Below are 542 nucleotides of genomic sequence, written 5' to 3'. Positions count from 1 at the left end.
ATTCCACGAGAATGCATATACTTCATTAACCTGGCTTGATATATAGCTTGAATAGGTCCCAAACCCATTGAAACTGTTGGAAATTCCCAATAACTTGGCATTAAATATGGATGCGGATATGAGGATAAACCTTTTCCTTTTATTTCTTTCCTAAAATTATCTAATTGTTTTTCTGTAATCCGACTTTCCAAATATGACCTTGCATAGATTCCTGGGGCAATATGTCCTTGAAAATATATTAAATCTCCTTTAAAAAAATTATTTTTTCCTCTAAAAAAATGATTAAATCCAACTTCATATAACGTACAACTTGACATATAACTTGAAATATGTCCACCTAAATTATGTTTTTTATTGGCTCTAATTATTAAAGCAATAGTATTCCATCTTACTGCAGATCGTATCTTTCTCTCTAAATATTTTTTACCAGGAAAAAGTTTTTCATAATTTTTTGGGATAGTATTTTTATAATTACTATAATTATTAATGAGATTATCTTTAACAAGATAAGAATTATTAATATAATTTATCATACTATTTAA

1 pseudogene is annotated in these 542 nt (G+C 26.8%); it reads right to left on the bottom strand.

Annotation, left to right across the window (positions count from 1 at the left end):
- Nucleotides 1-542 (bottom strand): annotated as a pseudogene (locus tag IE124_RS34455) (hypothetical protein); the annotation flags it as partial.

This window comes from Streptomyces narbonensis (genome assembly GCF_014649015.1).
GTDB classification, from domain to species: Bacteria; Actinomycetota; Actinomycetes; order Streptomycetales; family Streptomycetaceae; genus Streptomyces; species Streptomyces narbonensis.
Note: the sequence above shows the minus strand (reverse complement) of the source record. Positions and strands in the feature narration are given on the sequence as shown.